At 56.3% G+C, this 21,302-nt stretch carries 17 protein-coding genes and 1 pseudogene; 8 read left to right on the forward strand and 10 right to left on the reverse strand.

Annotated elements, in window-relative coordinates:
- Positions 1 to 51: 51 nt before the first annotated feature.
- The 5 genes and pseudogenes from CA51_RS12850 to CA51_RS12870 all read left to right on the forward strand — a co-directional run bounded on the left by CA51_RS12850 (position 52) and on the right by CA51_RS12870 (position 7,275).
- Positions 52 to 1,440, forward strand: a complete 1,389-nt coding sequence (locus CA51_RS12850; RefSeq protein ID WP_231745945.1) for an IS4 family transposase — start codon at positions 52 to 54, stop codon at positions 1,438 to 1,440.
- A gap of 13 nt (positions 1,441 to 1,453) precedes the next feature.
- Positions 1,454 to 2,659, forward strand: a pseudogene (locus CA51_RS12855) (efflux RND transporter permease subunit); the annotation flags it as partial.
- A gap of 7 nt (positions 2,660 to 2,666) precedes the next feature.
- Complete coding sequence (locus CA51_RS12860) at positions 2,667 to 3,953, forward strand: metallophosphoesterase family protein (protein ID WP_145121170.1); 1,287 nt, start codon at positions 2,667 to 2,669, stop codon at positions 3,951 to 3,953.
- An 80-nt stretch (positions 3,954 to 4,033) separates the two neighbouring features.
- Positions 4,034 to 5,533 (forward strand): sulfatase family protein, encoded by a 1,500-nt coding sequence (locus CA51_RS12865; protein ID WP_145121172.1) that lies wholly within the window; start codon positions 4,034 to 4,036, stop codon positions 5,531 to 5,533.
- A gap of 218 nt (positions 5,534 to 5,751) precedes the next feature.
- Entirely contained in the window at positions 5,752 to 7,275 is a 1,524-nt protein-coding gene (locus CA51_RS12870; protein ID WP_145121174.1) for a hypothetical protein, read from the forward strand.
- 48 nt (positions 7,276 to 7,323) lie between these two features.
- On the opposite strand, the gene CA51_RS12875 is transcribed toward CA51_RS12870, so the two are convergent.
- A complete protein-coding gene (locus tag CA51_RS12875) occupies positions 7,324 to 8,562 on the reverse strand; it encodes an acyltransferase family protein (RefSeq protein WP_145121176.1) in 1,239 nt (412 codons plus the stop codon).
- Positions 8,563 to 9,045: 483 nt separating this feature from the next.
- On the opposite strand from CA51_RS12875, the gene CA51_RS12880 reads away from it, so the two are divergent.
- On the forward strand, positions 9,046 to 11,760 hold the full coding sequence (locus tag CA51_RS12880; RefSeq protein ID WP_231746159.1) for a PSD1 and planctomycete cytochrome C domain-containing protein: 2,715 nt from the start codon (positions 9,046 to 9,048) through the stop codon (positions 11,758 to 11,760).
- A gap of 26 nt (positions 11,761 to 11,786) precedes the next feature.
- On the forward strand, positions 11,787 to 13,139 hold the full coding sequence (locus CA51_RS12885; RefSeq protein WP_145121181.1) for a DUF1501 domain-containing protein: 1,353 nt from the start codon (positions 11,787 to 11,789) through the stop codon (positions 13,137 to 13,139).
- 283 nt (positions 13,140 to 13,422) lie between these two features.
- Here CA51_RS12885 and CA51_RS12890 read toward each other — a convergent pair whose 3' ends face one another.
- The 3 genes from CA51_RS12890 to CA51_RS12900 form a co-directional block, all read right to left on the reverse strand.
- The gene (locus tag CA51_RS12890; protein ID WP_145121183.1) at positions 13,423 to 13,800 is read right to left on the reverse strand and encodes a VOC family protein; all 378 of its coding nucleotides are present in this window, start codon (positions 13,798 to 13,800) and stop codon (positions 13,423 to 13,425) included.
- Positions 13,801 to 13,953: 153 nt separating this feature from the next.
- Entirely contained in the window at positions 13,954 to 14,481 is a 528-nt protein-coding gene (locus CA51_RS12895) for a hypothetical protein (RefSeq protein ID WP_145121185.1), read from the reverse strand.
- A gap of 294 nt (positions 14,482 to 14,775) precedes the next feature.
- The gene (locus CA51_RS12900) at positions 14,776 to 15,969 is read right to left on the reverse strand and encodes an IS91 family transposase (RefSeq protein WP_145121187.1); all 1,194 of its coding nucleotides are present in this window, start codon (positions 15,967 to 15,969) and stop codon (positions 14,776 to 14,778) included.
- Positions 15,970 to 16,329: 360 nt separating this feature from the next.
- Here CA51_RS12900 and CA51_RS12905 point away from each other — a divergent pair, with 360 nt between their 5' ends.
- Positions 16,330 to 16,629, forward strand: a complete 300-nt coding sequence (locus CA51_RS12905) for a hypothetical protein (protein ID WP_145121189.1) — start codon at positions 16,330 to 16,332, stop codon at positions 16,627 to 16,629.
- A 149-nt stretch (positions 16,630 to 16,778) separates the two neighbouring features.
- Here CA51_RS12905 and CA51_RS12910 read toward each other — a convergent pair whose 3' ends face one another.
- The 6 genes from CA51_RS12910 to CA51_RS12935 form a co-directional block, all read right to left on the reverse strand.
- Positions 16,779 to 17,705 carry a DUF1559 domain-containing protein gene (locus CA51_RS12910; protein WP_145121191.1) on the reverse strand — a complete coding sequence of 309 codons (927 nt, stop codon included), beginning with the start codon at positions 17,703 to 17,705 and terminating at the stop codon, positions 16,779 to 16,781.
- A gap of 138 nt (positions 17,706 to 17,843) precedes the next feature.
- Complete coding sequence (locus tag CA51_RS12915) at positions 17,844 to 18,263, reverse strand: peptidase associated/transthyretin-like domain-containing protein (RefSeq protein WP_145121193.1); 420 nt, start codon at positions 18,261 to 18,263, stop codon at positions 17,844 to 17,846.
- A gap of 895 nt (positions 18,264 to 19,158) precedes the next feature.
- Positions 19,159 to 19,464 carry a hypothetical protein gene (locus CA51_RS12920; RefSeq protein ID WP_145121195.1) on the reverse strand — a complete coding sequence of 102 codons (306 nt, stop codon included), beginning with the start codon at positions 19,462 to 19,464 and terminating at the stop codon, positions 19,159 to 19,161.
- 118 nt (positions 19,465 to 19,582) lie between these two features.
- On the reverse strand, positions 19,583 to 19,858 hold the full coding sequence (locus tag CA51_RS12925) for a hypothetical protein (RefSeq protein WP_145121197.1): 276 nt from the start codon (positions 19,856 to 19,858) through the stop codon (positions 19,583 to 19,585).
- Positions 19,859 to 20,104: 246 nt separating this feature from the next.
- A complete protein-coding gene (locus CA51_RS12930) occupies positions 20,105 to 20,350 on the reverse strand; it encodes a hypothetical protein (protein ID WP_145121199.1) in 246 nt (81 codons plus the stop codon).
- Positions 20,351 to 20,444: 94 nt separating this feature from the next.
- A complete protein-coding gene (locus CA51_RS12935; RefSeq protein ID WP_197451148.1) occupies positions 20,445 to 21,026 on the reverse strand; it encodes a hypothetical protein in 582 nt (193 codons plus the stop codon).
- Positions 21,027 to 21,302: the final 276 nt, after the last annotated feature.

Below are 21,302 nucleotides of genomic sequence, written 5' to 3' on the forward strand. Positions count from 1 at the left end.
TCCCACCACATGCGATTGGCACTGAATTTGCGCTAGCGGTTTGGTTTTCTTTTGACTGCCAGAAAAAGCCATTCCATGTCGAGCGATGCAAGAACTCAGAACCTTAGTGCGGCTTTCGAACTGCTCAAACAGTGGACGGACATCGGCGATGCCGATGTGTTTGAAGAGCTTGGGCCAGCGGCCGTCTATAAAACAAGTGTAGTTCTGTGGCTGATGCTCTTCCAGCGCCTCAACCCCAAGGCGAGTCTGCGAGATGCCGTTCTCCACTTTATCGCAACGGCTCCCCCGGAACTCAAGACGAACAAGCGACTTCGTGAGGGTTCGCTTTCGACGAAGAGCAGCAGTTACAGCGATGCACGACATCGGCTCAGCTTGAAGGCAGCTCATTGGTTCCAAGAGCGTGTCGCGTCGTCGATCGTTAACTCGACGGCGCCGACATGGGGTGACCGGCGTGTGTTCTTGATCGATGGAACGACCTTTACACTGGCTCCAGTGGCCGAGCTTCAGGCCGCTTACCCACCCGCCTCTAACCAGTACGGCGAAAGTGTGTGGCCAATCGCGTATGTGGTTTTCGCACATGAACTCAGCTCGGGGGCAGCAGTGCCTGAGGAGATTGGAGCTATGTATGGCCCAAACGCCGTCTCAGAAACTCGGCTTGCTCAAACTCTCATGAAGCGACTCCCGGCTAAATCCATCATCATGGCCGACGCTGGGTTCGGAATATTTTCGACTGCTTATCATGCCCATTTGAATGGACACAATTTTGTTCTACGGCTAAAGAAAGATCGATTCAATCGAATTCGGAAGCGGGCAGAGCTAATCCATTCGACAGCCACTTCGAAAAGCTACCGGGTGTCCTGGACTCCTTCGGCCAAGGAACGAGTAACCAATCCAGACCTCCCATCCGACTGTGTCATAGCGGCGATGATCCATGAATTGAAGATCGGGGAAGAGAGCCTCTACCTCGTCGAGGATATCGATGCGACGCCCAAGCAACTGCGCGATCTGTACTGGAAACGCAACGATATCGAAGTCGATATCCGCAACATCAAACTGGTAATCGGTACCGAAGAGATCCGAGCGAAGTCGAAGGAGATGTTTCTCAAAGAGTTCGCCTTGTCGATGGTAGCGTACAATTTAGCGACCCAATTGCGTCGCCAAGCCGCAGTGATTGCCGAGTGTGAGCCCCGCGAATTAAGCTTTACGGGCGTGTGGTCTGTCTACCGTCACATGCTGCAGGGGATTGAAGTCAGTGACCCCGGTCGTTGGATCGAACGTTTGGATCGCGTGCTGCACTACGCCTCAAAGCAAAAGCTTCCCAACCGCCCAGGCCGCAGTTATCCACGCGAGGCCTACGCCCGCCGCCCCAAAACCACCCACTTCCAGAAACGAAGAAAGAAAAGTAAACCCAACGATCCAGAAGAACCAACGTCAAAGTGAGTGCCATTGGGCGCGAGGGCGTGGTATCCACGAGATCGTTGCCGACATGCGGCGAGAGGTTTCGAGCATCAACGAAGCTCAGATTTTCATCATCCCGCCGCCGCCTATTCGCGGTATCGGCCGTGGTGGTGGTTTTAAGATGTATGTCCAAGATCGCAGCGGCGCGGGTGTCGAAGCGCTGAACGAAGTGACGGGCACGATGTTGGCCGCTGCCAACCAGCAGCCCGGCGTCGCGCAGGTCTTCACCAACCTGCACATGAACGTTCCGCAAGTCTATGCAGACGTCGACCGCACGAAGGCCCAGATGTTGGACGTTCCGGTCAACAACATCTTCGAAGCGCTGCAGATCTATCTCGGATCGGTCTACGTCAACGACTTCAACTTCCTGGGGCGTACCTATCGGGTGACGGCGCAAGCCGAACCGGAATTCCGCGATGACGCGAGCGATATTTTGCACATGCGAACCCGCAGCGCTGGCGGTGCAACCGTTTCGCTGGGTTCGGTCGTGAACGTCTCGCAGATCGCAGGTCCCGACCGTTTGGTCCGCTTCAACCTCTATCCGGCAGCCGATTTGAACGGCACCACGGTTCCTGGATTCAGTACCGGACAATCGCTGCAGACGATGGAGGAGCTTGCCGAAGAACTGCTTCCGCCCGGCTTCGGTTACGAATGGACCGAGATTGCGTTTCAGGAAAAGCAGGCCGGCAACACGATCGTGTTCCTGTTTCCCTTGGCGGTTTTGTTCGTCTTCCTGGCGTTGGCCGCTCAATACGAGAGCTGGTTGTTGCCGTTGGCGATCATTTTGATCGTGCCGTTGTGCTTGCTGTTCGCATTGGTCGGAGTCTGGTTCCGCGATATGGACAACAACATCCTCACCCAGATCGGCTTTATCGTATTGATTGGATTGGCGTGTAAGAACGCGATTCTGATCGTCGAATTTGCCAAGGCGGAAGAGGATGCAGGCAAGGACCGTTTCGAAGCCGCGGTCGCCGCCTGCCGGTTGCGTTTGCGTCCGATTCTCATGACCGCGTTTTCGTTTATCCTGGGTGTTGTGCCGTTGTTGATTGCAACCGGTGCTGGTTACGAAATGCGCCGTGTGCTCGGGACCGCCGTCTTCGGCGGGATGTTGGGCGTGACGCTGTTTGGTCTGTTTTTGACTCCAGTCTTCTACGTTCTGCTGCGTCGGTTTGGCAGGAAACGGGTGGCTGAAACCACTTGAGGTTCGGATGGTTGATCGACGTCAGTTTATCGGTTCGATTCCCGTTAGCGCGATGGCGATCTCCGCGATCGCGCTGGCTCGCCCCGCAGCCTCCCAGGATGCGGCGGCGGAAGATTCGCCGAGCGATTCGTTGATCGCCAGTCCTCCCGTGGTGCAAAACCCACGCGGCGACAGTTTTGGCGTCAGCATCGCCGTCGATCAGTTGGCGACCGCTTGGGTTGAATACGGCCTGGATCGCGATGACCTGAAGTTCACAGCGATCGCCAGCCAGCACGGATTGGTCAGCGCGGATGACCGGGCGTTGCACGTTCGCGTGCAACACGTTCACCCTTTTCCGGTCGGCCAACCAATTTTCTACCGCGTCGTCGTCCAACCGCTGTCATATAAGAACGCCTACGTTTTACAGCGGGGCGAGCCACAGGCGACCGACGTCTACGCGTTGCGGTTGCCCGATCCCGGCGCCAAGCGGGTGCGAGTTGTCAGCATTAACGACACGCACGAAAATCTGGAAACGATCCGCCAGCTGCATGCTCAGATCGAAGCGTTGGATCCCGACCTGCTGATCTGGAACGGCGATACCTGCAACGACTTCGACGCGTCGGATCAGCCGGCTCAGATTATGCTGAACCCGGCAAAAGACCGAAGCATGTCTTGGGCTAGTACGCGGCCGCTGGTCTTCAGCAACGGGAATCATGACGTCCGCGGCCAACGGGCTCGCGAAACGATCGACTGTTTTGTCGGCTGCCCCGAGTCTTCGGAACTCCCCTACAACCAAGCCGTTCGCATCGGTCCGCTGGCGCTCGTGACGATGGATACGGGAGAAGACAAACCCGATCGCCATCCGGTCTTCGCCGGCACGGCAGCTTATGAACCCTACCGATCGCGTCAGGCGACATGGTTGCAACAGGCTGTCAATCAACCCGAGGTCCGCGACGCTCCCTTCAAGATCGTTGCCTGTCACATCCCTTTGCGCGGACTCCCTGGCCAGAACGACGGCACGACGCTCGCAGGCTATGCCAGCTTTAGCGGCTTTGGCGCCAAGTTGTGGTTGCCAACACTTGCCGAAAGTGGCTTCCAAGCAGTCCTCTCGGGACACATGCACCGCGACCGTTTGGATCCCGCAACCGAAGAGATGCCAATTCTGCAATTTATCGGCGGCGGGCCGACCGCGGAAAAGGCGACGCTAACAATCATCGACGCCGAGCAAAACGCAGCCGATCCGTCGATGGAGATTCGGATTACCGATCTGGGCGGGAAGGTGTTGCACCAGCAGACTTGGAACGGCAAACGATAGGCGATCGAGCTTGGTACAATGGCGTCGCACTTTTGCGCCAACGTACGCTCATCCCTCTCCTCGCTTTCAAGTGTTCCGATATGAAAAGCAACTCGACGCTTCTCGTCGCGACCCTCTTCCTGTTCGCGATGTCTACCGGCGAGAACCTGAACGCCGCCGATCCAAACGTCCCTCCCAACATCGTCTGGATCATTCCCGACGACATGTCGGCGGAGTTCTCCTGCTACGGCGAGACGGCGATCGAGACGCCCAACGTCGACAGTTTGGCAACGGCTGGCGTGAAGTTCACCAACGCCTACGTGACCGCTCCGGTCTGTTCGACTTGCCGATCGGCCTTCATCACCGGGATGTATCAAACCAGCATCGGAGCGCATCATCATCGCAGCGGTCGCGGGACAAAGAAGATCGAATTGCCGGACGGCGTTGCGATGGTCCCCAAGTTGTTCCAAGAGGCGGGCTATCACACATCGATCACCGGTTGGCCGATGAACGGTAAGCTCGGCAAGACCGATTACAACTTCCAGTGGGACAAGTCGATCTACGACAGCAACGACTGGAGCGATCGCCAGCCCGGTCAACCGTTCTTCGCGCAGATCCAAACTCAGGGCGGGAAGCTGCGAGGCAAAGACGTTCGTGGTTGGGAAAAGGTCGCGATGTCGGCGGAGAAGCAACTGGGCAGCCGGACGCCGATCAGCGCTGTCACCTTGCCACCTTATTATCCCAACCATCCCGACATCGTCCGCGACTGGGCGGCGTATCTCGATTCGGTGCGGATGACCGATGCGATGGTAGGGGAAGTGGTCGCGAGACTTGAAGCCGAAGGAGTCCGCGACAATACGTTGATCCTGTTCATGACCGATCATGGGATCAGCCACGCCCGTGGAAAACAGTTTTTGTACGACGAAGGGTTACATGTGCCGCTGGTGATCGCCGGTCCGGGAATCGCAGCGGGAACAGTTCGCAAAGATCTCGTCGAACACATCGACATCGCCGCGCTGTCGCTTGCTGCTGCAGGGATTCCGATTCCCGCGAACATGCAGGCTCGCGACATTTTGGCGGCCGATTACCAACCGCGAACGGCGGTCTTTGCCGCCCGCGACCGCTGCGACGAAACCGTTGAACATATCCGATCGGTGAGGACAGAGGATTTCAAATACATCCGCAACTTCCTGCCGAACCGACCTTACCTGCAGCCGTGTGCCTACAAAGACGCCAAGCAGATCTTGATCGCACTGCGGCAGTGGCACGCGGCGGGGAAGTTGAACGCGACGCAAGAGCTGCTGTTTCAGGAAACTCGCCCGCCGGAAGAGCTCTACGACCTGAAGAACGATCCCCACGAGATCGACAACCTCGCCGACGATCCCGCGTTTGCAGAGCAACTGAAATCGCTGCGTGGCCAACTGGATCAATGGATGGAGACAACCGGCGACCAGGGACGGCAACCGGAATCGGCAGCGATGTACGACAGCGACATGGCGGTCTACCTCGACTCGGTACAGCGGCGCGGCACTGCCGAGTACCTGCAGGCACTTCAGAAGAACATCGCACTGATGAAACGCTGGGCCGCCGAAGGTAAATAGTCACGCGGTTGTTCGGGCGAATGAGCGGCGTCCGGTAAAGCCCCACGCTTCGCTGGATCGGTTCGCTTTTGGTGTGTGACGCCCCTTATAATGACAGTCACCACATCAGACTGATTCAGTGCCAAATGCTTGGGCGGGTTACGGTTCATCACCGGAATCGTGATTGGGCCGCCGCGGCGCCGTTTAGTGTTCAGTTGCCAACCGAAGGAGACGATCCGATGCAGATTCCTCAGCGACGACAGTTCTTCAAAACGGTGGGAGCCACAGGAGCAGTGCTTGCGTTGCACGAGCTCGATTTCCTGGGCCGTTTGCCGGTTGTCTCGGCTGCCGAATCGCAACTGCCTTCGACGGCAGTCCAATTTTCTCCCGATATCGAGCCGTTGGTTCGGTTGTTGGAAGAGACGCCGCGGGAGAAGGTGATCGAACGCTTTGCATCGCAAATCCAATCGGGAACCAGTTACCAGGAAGTGCTTGCGGCGCTGTTGTTGGCTGGCGTTCGAAACATCCAACCGCGTCCAAGCGTTGGTTTCAAGTTCCACGCTGTCCTGGTTGTCAATTCAGCTCACTTGGCCAGCGTCGCCGCTCCCGACACCGACCGTTGGCTGCCGATCTTTTGGGCGCTCGACTATTTTAAGTCGGCTCAGGCCCGCGACGTCCGCGAGGGAGATTGGACCATGGCGGCCGTCGACGAGGCGAAACTGCCGCCGTCGCATCGCGCGAACCAGGCGTTTCGGGAGGCGATGGACGCATGGGATGTCGAAGCGGCTGACGTCGCGATCACCGCGCTCTGCCGATCGGCAAGCGCCGCCGAAGTCTTCGATCTGTTGTCTCACTACGGTTGCCGCGACTATCGCAGTATTGGCCACAAGGCGATCTATGTCGCAAACTCTTACCGGACGCTGCAATGCATTGGATGGCGGTACGCCGAACCAGTCCTACGCTCGCTCGCGTACGCTCTGCTGAATCACAACGGCGAACCAAATCCTGCGGATCACGAACTGGGCCCCGACGCCGCATGGCGGGTGACGCAGCAAAAACTTTCCACTCTGGACGAAAGCTGGAGCCATGGAAGGCTCGATTCCGCCGCAACGTTATCTTTATTAGACACGTTGCGCAGCGCGTCGCCCGATGAAGCTGTCGACGCCAGCGTGCAGATGCTTGCCGAGGGGATCGCGCCGCAATCGATTGCCGATGCGATCTTCTTGTCCGCCGGTGAGATGATCGGCCAACAGCCGGGTATCATCGCGCTGCATTCGGCAACCACGACCAACGCGATGCAGTATGCATATCGAACGGCGTACCGCGATAAGACGCGTCGCGAACTGTTGCTGCAAAACGCAGCGTTTGTTCCCTACTTCCGCGAATCGATGCGGTCGCGGGGAAAGATCGCCGATCTGCGGATCGATGCCACGCCAGTAGAGGTCGATGCAAACGCCGACACCGATCTCGAAACGATCTTCCAGACTGTCTCAAACGACCGCAAGCAAGCGGCCACGCAAATGCTGGGGTATCTCAACGGCGGCGGCCCGCCCGAATCGGTGATCAACGCCGCGCGGCGGTTGGTCTTCCTGAAAGGGAACGATTCGCACGACTACAAGTTTAGTTCGGCGGTGCTGGAAGACGTCTATGCGGTCTCGCCCGCATTTCGCAACGCCTTCCTCGCCAACGCAGCGTTCCTGTTGCCGGGGAGCGATGATCGCGACAACGGGCTCGTGACGAAGGTCCGCGACGCGTTGGGGTGATTGCCGCGATGCGCCGTTGGATTAGCAGCCGTCGCGTTTCGTCGCGGCTCAGTTTGCCGGAACGTTCGTCGGTACAAAAACGCCCGCGGTGGACTTTTTGTTTTTGCGAGCGGCCGCGTCTTCGGATCCATCGGTTGGGAACCAACGTTTTAGTTGCAGACAGTGGCGTTCCAACACGTTCCAGCTGAGCACCGCGGCGGCGTAAGTCAGGATGAACATCACGCCGATGTACAGCATGTTCGCAAGCAGCGGTCCGCCGACAAGCGTTTCAAACGCAGCGACGGAAACGACAGCTGACGTGAGCGGGATCAACGGATTTTGGAAGACGTACATCGCGTAGCTGAATTTGCCAAGCGTCCGCAGGAACTTGAGGTTGAAGAATCGAGCTAGCGGTGCCGAGCGATTCGCCGTGAGCAACCAGATCAGAATCCCTCCCCAAACGATCGGCCAGATCGTCAGCGGGATCGTGAAGAACCGCTTCTCCGTGACTCCGCAAGCCAACACGAACAGCCCGCCGATCACTGTCGTTATCGGCAGCCAACGTTTGAGCGGTTCAAGACCTCGTGGCTGGCGAGCGATCAACGCGATCGCCGCTCCGATCAACAACGCGTCGCAGCGAAAGAGCGTCAGGACATCGGGGGCGACTCCGTTGTCGGTCAGTAGTACAAACGCGAGCCGCGCGGTGGCACTAACGATCGCCAAACCAACGGCCGTCCGTAGAGCGACTTTGCTGGAGATCAGGTACAGGACAAACGGCCAGACCAGGTAAAAATGCTCTTCGACCGCCAGCGACCAAAAATGGTCGAGGTATCCAAAACACCACTGATCGGCGACGCTCATCTTCACGTTGACCAGGTAGGTCCACAGGTAGAATTGATTGTCGATCGCATCGTGGAACATCGACCGCATCGCGGGTATCAAGTGGCTGGCGACGACCAACGCGATCAACGTAGCGAAATAGAGTGGGAAGATCCGCAGGCTGCGTCGTGCTATGAAGTTGCGGAAGTAGTGAGGCTGGTCCTTTGCGTCGATCAAGATCCCGGTGATCAGGAAACCCGAGAGGACAAAAAACAGCTCGACGCCGCGACTGCCGAAGCTGGCCCCGAGGTGCATGAAATGCCCCAGCACCGAATCGGTCGGAATCTCTTTGGAGAATCGATAGAGCGTCACGATCAAGATCGCGAAGCCCCGCAATCCATCTAGCTCCGCTACATGCTTGCCGACTCGCCAGACGCGGTCCAACCCCACGGCGGGGCAGATGTCAGTTTGTGTTGCGAGGGAAGCCATTTTGGGTCGCTGGCAGGAACAAAGGAACGATGGAACGACGCAGAACGTTACCTAGCAAAAGAGAGCATGGCAACCAAATTTGGGGGAGTTGCCAAAGTCCCGCCAGCACGTCTTCGTTACAACACAAACGTCCGGCATATCCCGCTGCTGGCTGCCGGTTGTGCAGATCTTTGCAGGTTCGGGCGCAAAGGTAGTCCGGATTCGAACTGCGACTTGGATTCAGATCCTCGCAGCGTTGCGATTGCTGTTCAAAACAGAAGCCGAGACGTTGAATGACGCGTGACTTGCAATTTCGGACTCCGTATAATCGGATCGACTGTCGATGCGGACTTCGGTTTTCGCTCGAGAGATGACTTGTCGAACAATGCTGTTCGGCGTCGCGGGCGTTGGCTTAAAAGCACGCTTCGCAATGCCTCGGCGCAGTCCGCCGACAAGTCCTGAAATGCGAATTTCCTCGGCGTTCGATCCATGGAGTGTTTGCGAGTGGTATCTACTGTTGCTACGCGTTTTGCGTTGGTGCTTGCAACACTTTCGTTGTCGTCGACGGCTTCGTCAGACGACGCGGCCAGCTTCTTTCGTGGACTGAATCTCAATGGCCCCGCGGTATTGATCGACGGGAATCGTTGGGAGGGGAAGGATTCGGAAAACTACGAGTGCAAGGACAAAGCCTTTGAACAACAAGGCGTTGCACTCGTCCCTGCGACCGATCCACAGCGGGCGCAGATGATTCGCAGCAGCCGCTGGAATGGGAATCGCGTGCTGCTGAAGAATCTGCCCAACGAAACGTTTACAGTCTTCTTGTATGTCTGGGAGGACAACCGCGGCGAAACGTTTGACATCAGTTTGGATGGCAAGACGGTTGTCTCTCAGTATTCCAGCGGTGCCGCCGGGCATTGGCAACGGCTCGGTCCGTGGTATGTCGACGTCACTAAAGGGACGATCGAACTGACAAGCCGCGGTGGCGCAGCGAACTTCTCCGGCGTCGAACTTTGGCGCGGCAAACACGACGGATCGCAAGACGTTCCTATCTCGGAGGATCAACTCACGTTCTTCGAGAATCGGATCCGACCGCTGTTAGTAAAGCATTGTTACGAATGCCATAGCAGCGAAAGCGACGATCTGCAGGGCGGTTTGTTAGTCGATTCGCGGCCGACGCTGCGACGCGGTGGAACCAATGGACCGGCGGTTGTCCCCGGCGATGTCGATCACAGTCTTCTGATCCAAGCGGTACGGTACGCCGACGGGATGGAGATGCCGCCGGACGAAAAACTATCAGCCGCGGAGGTCGCCGATTTGGAACGCTGGGTCGCGATGGGAGCTCCCGACCCGCGAGCGACAGCGACACGCTTCGTGCGTAAGAAGATCGATGTCGAAAAGGCGAGACAGTTCTGGTCGCTTCGACCGCTGGCCGATCCGCCGGTTCCTTCGCCAGCTGATGCGGACTGGGCGACGACTGAAATCGATCGCTTCATTGCGGCGAAGCTCGACAGCAGCGGGCTGGTTCCAACTGGCGATGCGGACAAGCGAACGCTGATCCGGCGTGCCACGTTTGATCTGACCGGACTGCCCCCTTCGCCGCAAGAGATCGAAGCCTTTGTGGCGGACGATTCGGCGGAAGCTTTTGCCAAGGTCGTCGATCGCTTGCTCAAATCACCTCGTTACGGCGAGCGATGGGGGCGGCATTGGATGGATCTCGTTCGGTATGCCGACACCGCCGGCGACAACTCCGACTTCCCCATCCCCGAAGCCTACCTGTACCGCAACTACATCATCGATTCGTTTAACGCCGACAAACCGTACGATCGCTTTATACAAGAGCAGATCGCCGGGGATCTGATGCCGGCCGAAAGCGATGCGGAGAAGAACGAGCAGACGATTGCGACCGGCTATCTAGCGAGTTCGCGGCGATTTGGCTCGGTCATTAAGAACTACCCGCAACATTTGACGATCGAGGATACGATCGACAACCTCGGTCGCACGGTGCTTGGGATGACTGTCGCATGTGCTCGCTGTCACGACCACAAGTTCGATCCGATCTCGCAAGACGATTACTACGGTTTGTATGGCATCTTCGCCAGCACGCGGTATCCGTTTCCGGGGATCGAGCTAGATCAGAAGCCTCGCGATTTTGTAGCACTTGTCGACGGCGGCAAACCCGGAAAGGAGTTGGCTTATTCGATGGCCGATGGGAATCCGCGAGACGTTCCATTGCAACAGCGCGGCGAACCCGATCAACCTGGCGATGTGATCCCTCGCAAGTTTCTGGAGGTCCTCGGCGGTCAGATGCTTCCCGAACAGGCGACGCAGTCGAGCGGTCGTTTGCAGCTGGCCCAGTGGATGACGGCCGCCGACAATCCGTTGACCGCAAGAGTGATGGCGAACCGGATCTGGCAGTATCACTTCGGCAGCGGACTTGTGAAGACGCCCAGCGACTTCGGGATCCGCGGCGTGGCTCCCAGCCATCCGGAACTGCTCGATTGGTTGGCGTCGCGGTTCATCGAAGAGGGTTGGTCGATCAGATCGCTTCACCGCCGGATCATGCTCAGCCGCACCTATCGGCTGAATTCGCAAGCCGATGGCAACACAAAAGCTCTGGCTGTCGATCCGAACAACGAACTCCGCTGGCGTTTCGACCGACAACGAATGGATGCGGAGACGCTGCGCGACACGATGCTGTTATTGAGCGGCGAGTTGGATTTGGAGATGCCTCGTGAACCGCATCCGTTTCCACCGGCGGAGAAGTGGAAGTACACGCAACACCATCCTTTTCGCGACAGCTACGATTCGCAAAAGCGGAGCGTCTATCTGATGATGGCGCGTCTGAACGCACGCCCCTTCTTCACCACGTTTGACGGCCCCGATCAGAACGCCAGCACCGCCTCACGCGATAGCAGCGTCACGACGGTCCAGTCGCTGTATCTGATCAACGATCCTTTTGTGCATGAACAGGCTGAAAAATTTGCGGCGCGATCGATCGCGGAACGAAAGGAGTCGGGCGAACGGCTGACCTACGCCTTTGAGCTGGCTTTTGGACGCCCGCCGTCGCAGTCCGAACGCGATGGCGTGGCGGAGTGGTTGCGTTCGCTGGACGATCAATTGGATGATTCAGTGGGTGAGGCGGCCGAGCGCGAACAGGCGGCTTGGACCGCGCTGGCGCGATCGCTGTTCCGCACCAACGAGTTCTTGTACGTCGATTAAGCAAATACCTTTGAAGGTTGGATGTTATGAATTCTATCGAACCAACGCGTCGGCAATGCCTTCGGTCGCTGATTGGCAGCTCGATCCTGTTCCCTGCGGTTCTGTCCGACTTGGCGGCGGCAGAAGCTCCCGCCATGGGACCGCTGACGCCCAAGGCACCCCATTTTCCCGCGAAGGCGAAACGGGTGATCATGGTCTTTGCCACCGGGGGCGTTTCGCACATCGACAGCTTCGATCCGAAGTCGTCGGAAAAGGGACGCGATGGAAGCGGCAAGGACAAGTTGATGGGATGTGTCTTCCCGACAAACGCCGACAAGAAAACGGGGACCGTCGTCAGCGATCTGTTCCCGCACCTCCGCGATTCGATGGAGGATATCTGTTTGATTCGATCGATGAAGTCGGCTCACTTCGACCATACCGAAGCGGCTGTTGGGATGCACACCGGTTCGCCGACGTTCGCCCGGCCGAGCATGGGATCGTGGCTCAGTTACGGCTTGGGGACGGTCAACCAGAATCTGCCTTCCTTCATCGTGATCGCACCCCATCTTCCTTATGGCGGCACTCAGGTTTACGCCAGCGATTTCTTGCCAGCTTATCATCAAGGAACACGCGTCATTCCTGGGACCGAACCGATCGCGAACCTGGCGCCGCGAACCACCCGGCAAAAGGTCCAACAGATGGAACTGTCGCTTGTCGATTCGCTGAACCAAAAGCATTTGGAGAGCCGCCGCGACGATTCACAATTGGCCGCGCGGATCAAGAGCTATGAGACCGCCTTTCAAATGCAAACCGCGGGGCCCGAGGCGTTTGATTTGAGCAAGGAGGATGAACCGACATTGTCGATGTATGGGCTGAAGCCAGGCGAGACGAGCAGCTTTGCTTGGCAGTGCATCATCGCGCGGCGATTAGCCGAGCGGGGCGTGCGGTTCATCGAACTTGTCGACAGCGGGTCGCGACCAAACTGGGATTCGCACGGCGACATGAAAGAGCATCAACCGTTGGCCAAAGCTTCGGATCAACCGTTGGCCGCGCTGATCCAAGATCTCAAGCAGCGTGGAATGTTGGACGAGACGTTGATCGTGTGGGCCACTGAGTTTGGCCGGACACCGACTAAAGAAGGCAAGTTCGGCCGCGGACATCACGGCGATTGCTTTTCGATCTGGTTGGCCGGCGGCGGCGTAAAAGCTGGCTTTGTGCTCGGCGAGACCGATGAACTGGGCAAAGCAATCATCCGCGATAAGATCGACGTCCACGATTTACACGCCACGATCCTGCATCAGATGGGGATCGACCACAAACGATTGACCTACCGGCACGCCGGCCGCGATTTTCGACTGACCGATGTGCATGGCCGGATCGTCAAGGAGGTCCTGGCGTAGCCGCAACCGCGCTTGCGATGCAAGCACTTTAACAGCCGCATAAGCTGAAGCTCGCGTTCAATTTGACGCAGCAGCTGGCACGCGCGGTGGCGTCCGGCTTCCTTAGAAAATGGCACGTTATCGCGCTGCTGCGCGTTCGCCTACGCACAAACACGTAAGAGCGTCTGGGATACGTTCCGAGGATTGCTTTGATTCGCCCGGAGCAGGGAGAATCTCGCTGTCCATTTCAAATTCGGCAGCAAGCCGCGCGCTCCATGTGTACCCCATCGCTATCCGCCGTCTGCTATTGCATGGAATGGAGGCCAAACATATTGCCTTCGGTATCGATAGCGAGCGCGAACGCCCCAAATTCCTCGATGCTCATCTTCGGGCTTTTGATTTCCCCGCCGGCCGCTTCGACGCGTGAAGCTTCGACGGCGCAATCTTCGCAGCCAAAGTAGACGATCGTGCCGCCGGATCCTGATTCAAACCCGTCCATCTTCGTCAGCGCTCCCGACGCACCGGGGCGTTCCATGTCGAGCGGAAAGGCCATCATTTCCATTCCCGGCACAGGGGCTTCGAGCTTGTTGAGCTTTATGCCGAGCACTGTCTCGTAGAACTTCGTAGCACGGCAAATGTCTTGCACGTAGATTTCAAACCAGCCGACGGGATTCGTTTCCATTTTGAACTTTCGAGAGAATTGGGAGTTGAGGAAGTGTGTTCGAGTGCATTTGAACTTCACGATTCAGCGGGCGGCGGCGAGAGACTCAGCAATTGCCAAAACGGCGACCACCGCCGCTCCGTTGCAATCGATGGTTCTGCTCTTGCGTTCGGGTTAAGGAATGACAAAGTGAGTAGCCGAGAGCAAGGTTAGCAGCGTCGACGTGTCAATGCAAATCCGATGAGAGAAAGGCGTACCAGCGAAAATGTTGGTCAGGAACGACGTGACGAGCAGCAGAGCAAATGCGGCAGCCACGGTGTGTTCGAGTTGGGCCAAGGTACAGAGTCCGTGAATTTGAGAATCCCAGAGCTGCGGGAAGCCGGGTGGCAGTAGAACCAGCAACCAGAACAAATGCCAAACAGCGAAGAAGATCAGGAACGTAGTAGTGCAGGTCCGAATCGTGTCGCCGTTATCGGCTGTGACCAAGCGCCAACGATGATACGGAGGTTTGGGTTGTCCATTGGTTCGTGCCAAAAGCAATGCGAACGCGGAGAGCACCAGATAGTGAATTGCCGTAATTCCGATTGCCACAAGCAATGCAAAAACGCCAAGCCACATCCCAATTGCAGAAACGGTAACGATCGCAAAGAGCGTGCGAGTATTGAACGAGAATGGCGTGTTGACGCGACGTTTGATTCTCATTCCGAGGTGAGTGTTTCCTTCGTGGCAGAACGTTTAAGCTCACCGGTTTCGCGGTGTAGACGTAGATTCTTGTGACGCGTGACGGCGAAATCCGGTGCAGCGTCTGGTTGCACTTTTTAATTTAGTCGAGTGTCAGCGATTCTTAGCTGTTGTGGTCTTTAGAGTTTTACCACTTCGATGGTGCCCCTGCAAACAATTCTGGTCGCCATGCCAGCATGGCGACTGCGTGGTTCGAGTGGACCTTCGGACCGCTGGGTGACGCGAGGTTGGTGTGGGCGAAGTTCTGCAGCAGCTTCATGCGACCTGTCCGGGAAAGCGACGTCGAAATGCGGAGCGGGGCGGACCGCGTCCGGCAGGAAACGAGGAATGTGAAACGAGTGTCGCGCCACATTGTTTGCAGCGCGAGGCTGCGGTGTACCCCGATGCAACGCATCGTTCTTGCCACGTCATCCGCTGCTGCGGCAATGGTTCTAACGGCCGAAGTCCCAGGCTTTCGCGGGCAGTGGTGAGCTGACTGTGTTGATTGCCACAGTACAGACCGCTTCCTCGAACCGTTTGCATCCGCCGCGGTGGGACATGTTCGAGCCAGCGTCGAATGAAGCTTTCAACCGGCAACTGCGCGATACCTTGCCGCTTCCCGTCGCCCCCTTCCAGAGCGCTCAACCGATATCGAAACTCGACCTTGCCGTCGCGAATTTCCAGCAGTCGAGCGCGGCCCATCGGCCCCCCCTTGATGTACCTCGCCAGGTAGATCGCGACACTCTCGCCACGCAGGTACGCTTCGTGAATCTTGACGTTCCAGGGGAGGCTGCCAACGCTTTGAAGCAATCCCAGGAACCCGGCGGAGCTGAGTTGCGGCGGTAGCCGCAACAGTCTCTTGGCGACCCTCTCGCGGAGAAACGCCCTGAACTTGCCACGAAACTTGATCATCACCACCTTCCTGGGCAACAGGCACTTCCTTTGCGATTTGACCCATTGCTTTCGGGGCCCTAAACCTCCTGCGGTGACCAACACATGCAGATGCACATGGACATCGAGCTTTTGATTCCAGGTATGCAGGGCGGCCAAGATGCCAGGCACCGCACCGAGATACTTCGGGTCGGCGAGCAGTTCGTGCAGCGTCTCGAAAGCAGCGTCGAACAACAACTTGCTGAACTGGACTTTGTTGAATCGCCACAACTCGTTGAGTGAATGCGGGACAGTAAAGACGATGTGATGATGCGGCGTGGGAAGCAGTCGTCGCTTCCATCCGGCGAGCCACTGCTCGCGCGGCAACCACGCGCACTGCGGGCAACTTCGGTGCATACAGGAGTTGTAAGCGACCTGACAGACGTGTCCGACTGGGCAGCTGTTAACATGTCCGCCGAGCTCGCGAGTACGGCAATGCCGGACAGCCCAGGCGGCCCGATACATGTCACTCGACAAGCGACGCTTGGCAGCTACCGCATCAAAATGTTGCCTGAATACTTGTTGCAGCGTGATTCCCATCACTCCTCACAACACCTCCCCCGAAGGCCAGTGCAACTATGTTGTTCACCTGCACGTCCGGGTGGAAATATAGGATTCTCACCTGTTATCACCGGTCGTGGCTGAGAATCAGTGCTGCGTTTGCGAACTGATGACGAGCCCGTTGCTGCGTGTTAGCAAGCAGTTTGTTCCCACCAGTCGAGTCGACTGGCGATAATTGGCCGGTTGCTGCATTTAAGCGGCGGCTATTCTTACCCGTTATGGGGGCGGTGTCAACATTTGGCGTTTTGAGTCCGGCGTGAATCAGCGTGTCAAACTGGAGCGATGGGGGGGCTCAGCCGTTTCAGGGGGGCTTTGGTAAACCGGACCGCGATCAGACCAGTGACACACCGGATTCGTTCGGTCTCCCAATTCCAAAGCAACTTGATCGATTCGCTGCAGACAAGAATTGCCGTTGAGTTTGATCTCGATGCCGGATTCCACCGTCAATCTGCGGACGAGGCGACACAGCATGTAATGCCGGTTGATCGCAGCTCGGGCAACGCTTGGCATAGCGAAAATCGACTTGGCTTGCGCCAGATCCGAAAGAATCTCGCTGGCGGGCATTCGCCCGCTAGCGAGGATCTGTTCCAACGCATCGATGAACCGACTGAGATGACGAAGGTGACGTCAAACCTTTGACCTCAGTCGACAGCAAAGCCGATGAGTTTGGCGATCGTACATACCACAAATGAAGGCTATGGGCTGGCTGTGTGGCGAGCGCATTCAAGGGTGCCGAACACCTTGAATGCGTTTTTCTGAAGACCGCAGCCCTTCCCGGGCGTGACTCACTATTCAGAGATCACTTCGCCACCTTGAGTCGTGCTCATCGCTCGGTACGTATTGAGGTCGATCGTTTCGCTGATAAACCGAACCGATGCGTCACAGCGGGAAACCTGAACTCCGCCCGGATGCCGACTTCGTGCGGCAAACATGATAGGGTTAGCGGTCGTTGCTAGAGCGCAAGGAAGCTTCAAGACTGGCTTGTTTTCGAAATAGGATGTGCTGTGCATCCGGTCAGGCAAGGTCGTGTTGGGGGGCAAATAGGTGGTGAAGTTGTTGTTCAGCCCCCACCATGTCAATCCACGCAGATCCGTACCTTGCCCTTGAAGGATTTCGCCAAACATGAAGGTGTTGCTGGTTCCGTCGATGATATCACGGAACTTCTTCATCTTGCTCGCCTCTCCCTGCAAGATAATCTCGAACGGTGCTCCGTTGTACTGAACGCCATTTAGCGAAGCTAACTGCTTATAGCCATTGGCAGAGTCCAGCCCCGTGTTGCCAAAGTTTGCGCCGTAGTTATGCAACGTCATATTGCTGTACACGTTGGGGAGGTCGCTGGGGCAAGTGTGCGCCGACAGCCGCTGTTCGGTCACCTGACGATTAACTGTCGAACTGTAACGCCCCGAACTATTCGGAATGTCAAACTTATTCCCTTGGTTGTACAGTTGATACAAATTGTCTTGTTCAATGTACGGCAGCGTTGCCACGACCCAAGAGCCCCATCCCCAACCCCAGTTGCCAGCCGGGAAGCTTTGGTAGGTATCGTGATAATTGTGCATCGACAAACCAATCTGCTTCAAGTTATTACTGCACTGCATTCGCCTGGCCGCTTCCCGGGCCGCTTGAACCGCAGGCAATAGCAGACCAACCAAGATGCCAATGATCGCGATCACGACCAACAATTCAACGAGTGTAAAACCACTTTTACGTTTCATATTTCAATTCACCTGAGAACGCGTACAAAACAAAAACAACAAACTCGGATCTCAAAACCTTCTCGCCTAATAAATCCACGTCCTGCTAAGAACGTTATATCCAGTAAATCTCAAGACCTGCTTTCAACGGGTGCGCCGTTACGGAATATCTACGTCGTAGACATTCTCCTTGTCGGCGGTAAGTTCGGTGGTTAATTTGCTTTGCAAATTGTACTCCTCGGGGATCATTTCCTCGCGTGGCGAAAACGCGCCCGGATCGCCGGGAGCCTCCCCAGCGACGGGCTTTGGCGCAGCAGCATCGTCACCCGCCTTGGAGACACGAACCGTGTACTCCCCCGGAATTACGCCGGTCTCGGCAGGTACCGAATATTTGCCATCGGTGATCGCCGCACCGGTCATCCCGGAGCCATCGACAGCGTCGAATTGAATGTTGCCGCTATCGAGCGGCTGGCCTTGAAAAGTGACGGTTCCCGTCACGCCGACTCGTCCTCCGGTGTCGGGACCACAACCGGAGATCATCAGCGTGAGCGCTACGGTGACTAAGAAACAACGTGACAAAATGACTACCTCTGGCTAAGGACTGGAAAGAAAACCACTAAATCGATTGGCATGATAGTTCCGACATGTTGAACCATGTTCAGGCAAGGTGAATTGACGTAGCTCAAGCAAAGATGCCGGATGAGTTTTATGAGATTGCGATTTGTCATCTTTCCCCGGAAGCAGCGGTTGGTCCCAATCGTGGCCGATGTGTGGTTGACCATTACAGGGGCCGGGGTGTGATCTGGTAGGTGTTGGTTACCGGAATTCGCTGGTGAGACGTGCCGGAGGGAATAGGGTGCAGGCGTGTGACCGTTCGCGTTCGATTACGTGACGGGCAGGGGGCGGGGGCGTCATTTGTTCTTCCAAACAACTACTTGTTTCAGCAGGGCGACCGGGCGGGAATAAACGAGTTGCAGCTGATGTTATTGGTCGTCGCTGAGCATTGGTGCCGCTTTGCCGCAAACCGATCAGAGTTTCTTGCGGTGCATGGGGCGATAGGAACCCTATTGCCCCTCTGCGATCGAGTCGCCTGGCAGCACGTTACCGTTCTTTTATTGTGGCGGGGCCCGATTCTAGCAGTTCAGGGGAGGCGGTGTCAACGTTTTGCGTTCGGATCCCAGTGCGGGACACTTTTTCAAACTGAACGTCTGAGGAAATAGCAACCCGACGCGCAATCAAGGAAATCAAGCGATGCATCGCTAACGCGTCGGATTACCAATCGTGCCCAGAGACAAACAACGCGCTGCACTGCGGCGCACCCTTCGCTTGACGCAACGGAACGGATCAATTCAAAGGCGGCACAACACTACGATAAACGGGGCTGCTAGATGAGGCCTGCCACCTCTAATTCGTCCGCCATCAGAACAATGGCACCATCCTCGGCTTTTCCGATAGCCAGGTTGGCAGCATGCTGTTACCGCATCATCTTGTCGAAAGTCTTCAGCACATGAGGCGATGTGAAACTCTTACCGCCATCGTTGGAAACCGACACAGCGGGGCAACCGTCACCATTGACGTGTTTCCTACCCACGATGTAGGCGACGACAATGCTGCCATCATCCGCTTTGATGACTTTTGCCGACGATAAGTGACAATACCGGGCGACTTCGGGTGCCGGTACGATGATCTGAGTGGGACTGCCCTCACCTGCGACCGCCGACTGGACGCCCATCATTGTCACTGCGCCTAACAGTAATCCTGTAAAAGTATTGAGTTTCATTCGAACCTCTCTTTTCCGGCCCAACGCTTTCCAGCACCGGGCACGGTGGAACGATTTGCCATTAGCAACGACCTTGCAAGCCGTGCTCCGCTGAATGGCTTGGTTATCTGCATGCCAATTAGCTTGCGTCGGATGTTTCTGCAGGTTTCATGTTAGGCAAGTCCTTGTTGAACGAAATGGTTGTAACGATAAGCAGGTTTGAACGCGATCTAGAAAGCTTCTCGCCGTCCGCCGTTTCATACTGCGAAAATTGGTTCTCCAGCTGTGTCTCGATATCTTCGACTCGATCACCCATAATCCGGATTGCTTCGGACAGATCCGCAGTGTGTTTACCAGCGGTAATCGCGATCAATCCGGTTGGCATCTCAACCGTCATTCCTACGGGATTTGCCATAGGTGCAGACTGTTTTCCGAGGGTCCCTGGAACTAGCGTACAAGCGAGGACTTCATTCTTGGATAGCGGCGACGACGTACACCACGTAAGCATTCCCATTGCCGCACCCGATTTAGACATGATGTAGTCCATTCGCTGCGCCAAGTGGTCAGTTACATTGCGAACATCTCGCACTTTCCTGAGGGTTTCGCGTTCCGCTTTTGAAACTGGGGTATCATCTCGCATCACAGAATGAGGCAACAGCTTCTACAACGCACTGAACCGGTCAATCGAATCCACGATAGCCCATGCGTCCAGTAACGCTGGAACGTACAGTTCGCGGCAGGACGCACTTTCTAAGTCGCCATTCGGGATAGTGGTCAGCATCGCCTTTAGCCGTTGATAGGCGAAAGCAGTGATTTCATATGACTTGCCAATCCCATCAAGGAACAGCACTTGCTTCCGATCAAGCGCACTGGGGAGTTCCCGAAAGACACTATTGGGTTTGAGCATATTGATTAGGATAGCGTTACGCGTAACCGGGAACGCGCCGGAATGTTTATAACGGCCAAATCAGTTAGCTCGCGTTCTCCGGTTCACGCGTTCGTTATCCGCAGGGTCGGATGTTTGAGTCGATTCCCATTAACTTCTGCCCGCGTGATCGAACTTTCTTATTAGCCCCCATCGCAATGATTAAGCCACTACAAAGAAAGGCCAGCGATGAAGGTTCGGGTACCGCTGTGGCATGTGTACCCGTTGTAAACACAAAATCGTGGTTGGGTGCGGGGGTGCCCGACGAGCCAAAGGCAATACCACCTGCGTACGGATTTGTGTCGGCACCATCAACAACCAAAAAGCCCGTTGTAATTGGCGTAAGTTTCAGAGTGTAAGCATTGCCGACAATTAATGCCTGTGACTGCAAAAAGTCAAAATGATGAGTTGACCCTGATCCGGGGGTTAAAGTGAGCAATGAACTCGATGTCAGCAAAGGGCTGTTGTACGCACCACCATCAAGCAAGTCTAATCTTACGGTGATGTCCCCGATAAGCCTAAACTCCGCAGCGTCAATTTTAGTGGCATTCGCAGTGAAGCTTTGAGCTGGACCCAACAGTCCGATGTAATGTGGATAAATCAGACTGGACACTCCAATTCCTCCGGAGCCATTTTGTTGGTCGATTGTTGTAATCAATCCGGCCTGAGCCTTGCAGCTTAGAAACAGAAGTGCCAGCCCAACGGACGCGAATCGAAAGGCAAAGCATCGATTGCGAAGTGACAAGCGAAACGTAGCTGTTTGCATTGGAGGAGAACCTGATCTTTAGAGGAAATATTGGTTTGAACAGACTATAGCTAAAGCGTCTCAAGCAGCAAGCTGATTGGTCGGATAACTATGTTTTTCACCTGAACGACGGGGGGGAATAATAGGTTGCTGGTCTGTTATCACCCGTCGTGTCTGAGAAGCAGTGCG

It is taken from the genome of Rosistilla oblonga (genome assembly GCF_007751715.1).
In the GTDB taxonomy this organism is placed as follows: Bacteria; Planctomycetota; Planctomycetia; order Pirellulales; family Pirellulaceae; genus Rosistilla; species Rosistilla oblonga.